General features: G+C 66.5%; 4 protein-coding genes. 3 read left to right on the top strand and 1 reads right to left on the bottom strand.

Annotation, left to right across the window (positions count from 1 at the left end):
- Positions 1-100 precede the first annotated feature (100 nt).
- The 3 genes from tnpA to tnpC are packed head-to-tail and all read left to right on the top strand — an operon-like array spanning position 101 to position 2,600.
- Positions 101-562: an IS66-like element accessory protein TnpA gene (gene tnpA, locus NZL82_RS19700; RefSeq protein WP_084281024.1), complete on the top strand. Its 462-nt coding sequence runs from the start codon at positions 101-103 to the stop codon at positions 560-562.
- Positions 559-912, top strand: a complete 354-nt coding sequence (gene tnpB / locus NZL82_RS19695) for an IS66 family insertion sequence element accessory protein TnpB (RefSeq protein ID WP_084281025.1) — start codon at positions 559-561, stop codon at positions 910-912. The genes tnpA and tnpB overlap by 4 nt, the downstream gene beginning before the upstream one ends.
- Before the next feature lie 56 nt (positions 913-968).
- On the top strand, positions 969-2,600 hold the full coding sequence (tnpC, locus tag NZL82_RS19690) for an IS66 family transposase (RefSeq protein WP_084281026.1): 1,632 nt from the start codon (positions 969-971) through the stop codon (positions 2,598-2,600).
- A gap of 217 nt (positions 2,601-2,817) precedes the next feature.
- Here tnpC and NZL82_RS19685 read toward each other — a convergent pair whose 3' ends face one another.
- Positions 2,818-3,150 carry an immunity 53 family protein gene (locus tag NZL82_RS19685; RefSeq protein WP_261271381.1) on the bottom strand — a complete coding sequence of 111 codons (333 nt, stop codon included), beginning with the start codon at positions 3,148-3,150 and terminating at the stop codon, positions 2,818-2,820.
- Between the last annotated feature and the right edge of the window lie 102 nt (positions 3,151-3,252).

The following is a 3,252-nucleotide window of genomic DNA, read 5'->3' as shown; positions in this document are numbered from 1 at the left end:
GCGTAACCGTCCGGTTAGCCGCGTGTTGCCGACTGTCGCGTAGCCGTTGATGTCCTGACCTGTGGTGGTCTCCTTCTGGAGTCCAGAAGGAGGTCAGGAGATGGGGCGGATGGAGGTCATTGCCCGGACGGAGCGCCGGCGGACCTATAGCGAGGCGGAGAAGGCGGCGGTGGTTGCCGAGGCGTCGGCGCCGGGCGTGACGGTGCGCGAGGTGTCCCGACGGCTCGGCATTGCCGAGAGCCTCATCTACAACTGGCGGTCGGCGCAGCGGAAGGCGGTGAGCATCGCCAGCGAGCCGTTGCAGTTCATCCCGTATGGCGTGGTGACGGACGCCGCGTGCGCAGAGCTCGCTATGGCGCTTACGCCTGCGACGCCCGCCCCGGCACCCGCCAAGCCGGTGCCTTCTGCCGTACCGGCAGAAGAACTGGTCCGCCCGCATCCGGGGCCACGACCGGGCGGCATCGACATCGACCTGCCGACCGGGGTGCGGCTGTCGGTCGACAGCTACGTCAACGAGAAGGCGCTCGCCCGCGTGCTGCGGGCGCTGGGGCATGCGTTGTGATAGCGCTGGCGCCCGGCACCAAGGTCTATCTCGCCTGCAAGCCGGTGAGCATGCAGAAGGGCTTCGACGGGCTGACCGCGCTCGCCAGCCAGGTGCTCAACGCCGACCCGTACTCGGGTCATCTGTTCCTGTTTCGGGGCAAGCGCGGCGACTATCTCAAGGCGCTCTACTGGGACGGCTCGGGCATGTGCCTGTTCGCCAAGCGGCTGGAGAAGGGCCGGTTCGTGTGGCCGCCACTGGTCGATGGCGGCATCGTGCTCAGCCCCGCGCAGCTGGCCCTGCTCATCGAGGGCATCGACTGGCGGCGCACTGTGGCACCGGCCCCGGTGACGGCGCCGACCCTCGTCTGAACGGCGCTTTTCGTCTTTTTTGCTTGGCCCGAGTCGGGCCGGTGATAGAATGGGCCATGTCGCTGGCGATGGTCGATCTTCCCTCCGACCCGGACGAACTGCGCGCCTTTACACAGGTGTTGCAGGCCCAACACGCAGCCACTGCTGCGGAGCTGGCCAGCACCGCGGCCGAGCTCCGTGCGGCCAAGGCGACCATTCAGCTGACCGCGCTGGAGATCGAGAAGCTCAAGGTCCAGCTTGCACGGCTCCGGCGCATGCAGTTCGGCCAGTCGTCCGAGCGGCTGACACGCGAGATCGAGCAGCTGGAGCTGCGGCTGGAGGAGTTGGAGACGTTCGAGGCCGAGGCGACCAGCGCATCCGCTGACACCGGCGTGCCGGCACCCACCCGCGAGAAGCGGAAACCGAAGCGCCTGCCGCTGCCCGACCATCTGCCGCGCCACGAGGTCGTCCACGCCGCTCCGCATGCCGATGGCTGCGGCGCGTGCGGCGGGACGATGTCGGCGCTTGGCGAGGACGTGACCGAGGTTCTGGAGTATGTGCCCGGCCGCTTCCAGGTCGTGCGCCACGTCCGCCCCAAGCTCGCCTGCCAGCGGTGCGACGCCATCACCCAGTCGCCGGCTCCGGCGCTGCCCATTCCGCGCGGCAAGGCTGGTCCCGGCCTGCTCGCGCACGTGCTGGTGTCGAAGTATGCCGACCATCTGCCGCTCTACCGGCAGGCAGAGATCTACGCTCGGGAAGGCGTCGAAATCGACCGCTCGACCATGGCGGACTGGGTGGGCCAGGTCAGCTGGCTGCTCCAGCCGCTGGTCGACCACGTCCGCCAGCACGTGTTCGCGGCCGACAAGATTCACACCGACGACACGCCCGTGCCGGTGCTAGCACCGGGCACCGGCAAGACCAAGACCGGCAGGCTGTGGGTGTACGCTCGCGACGACCGGGGCTGGCAGGGCATCGGCCCGCCGGCAGCGGCATATTTCTACACGCCCGACCGCAAGGGCGAGCGACCGCGCGCGCATCTCGCCAGCTTCAGCGGCTTCCTGCAAGCGGACGGCTATGCGGGCTACGACCAGCTGTACGATGGACGCCGGCAGCCTGGCCCCATCGTAGAGGTGGCGTGCTGGGCGCATGTCCGGCGCAAGATCTACGACGTGTGGAAGGCGACAGGCTCAACGACGGCGCGTACCGGCGTCAGCATGGTCGACCTGATGTATGAGGCGGAGGAACTCGGACGCGGGCTGCCGCTGGAGGACCGGCTCGCGCGCCGGCAGGTCGTCAGGGTCGGCGTGGACGGCTTCTTCAACTGGGCCGAGGACACCATGCGACGCATCTCGGGCAAGGGCGCGCTGGCCGACGGCATCCGCTATGCCGTGAAGCGGCGCGAGGCGCTGACCCGCTTCTGCGACGATGCCCGGCTCGAAGCGGACAACAACCGTGCCGAGAACTGCCTCCGTCCCGTCGCGCTCGGCCGCAAGAACTACCTCTTCGCCGGCTCGGACAAGGGCGGTGACCGCGCAGCGGCGATCTACACCCTCATCCAGACCGCCCGGCTCAACTTCATCGACCCCGAAGCCTGGCTGCGCGACGTGCTCACCCGCATCGCCGACGGACACCCCATCAACCGTATTGGCGAACTCGCGCCTTGGCGCTTCTCAACGCATGCCTCTGAAAGTAGACAAAAACCTCAATAACTGGCGGGAGCGGAGGTCCGGCCACCCTAACGGTTCCGCGCTCTTGCCTGCCGTTGCGCGCGCCTCTTCTTTCGCTTTGCGGTTTCTTCGGGCTGGCGCGCCAACTGAGCCCGGTTTTTGCCTTTGCGAAACGGCTTCGCGACGTAGCTCGCTACGTCAGATGAGAACCAAGATACCAGTTCAGAAAGCGTGTCGCGGATCATCTTTGAACACCTAATTAGCTGACGGCTGACGCCTCAACCCAACGGCGGAACACGCCGATAGCCTCGCATAAGTCGAGCGGCCCGCAGGCAACCTCGAACGCTTTGCCTTGCACGGAAGCAACCCACCAGCTGCCGGTTCGCTGCCACTCCGCCAAGTCATCGCTAGGCTCACCATATTCCACTCGCTCGAAAGGCAGATCCTGCATGGCTGTGCCGGTCAGTTCGATCCGAAGCGACCACCCAGGATTGTCGAGCGTGTCGATCTTCACGCCGTACAAATGCTCCCAATCATCATTGCACTGCGCCAAATACCATTGCGTCAGCCACTTGAGGTTATCGTCGCTCATGCCGCAGCATCACCCAAGGCGACTACATCCGCAATGGGCCGGCCGGCGAGGAAGGAACGATCGATAAACTGCTTATCGCGACGGTGGTGAGCAGACGCTTAC

The sequence above is a fragment of the Sphingomonas sp. LC-1 genome (assembly GCF_025371035.1).
Taxonomy (GTDB): Bacteria; Pseudomonadota; Alphaproteobacteria; order Sphingomonadales; family Sphingomonadaceae; genus Sphingomonas; species Sphingomonas sanguinis_E.
The sequence above is the reverse complement of the archived record's forward strand: the minus strand, read 5'-3'. Positions and strand labels throughout refer to the sequence as shown.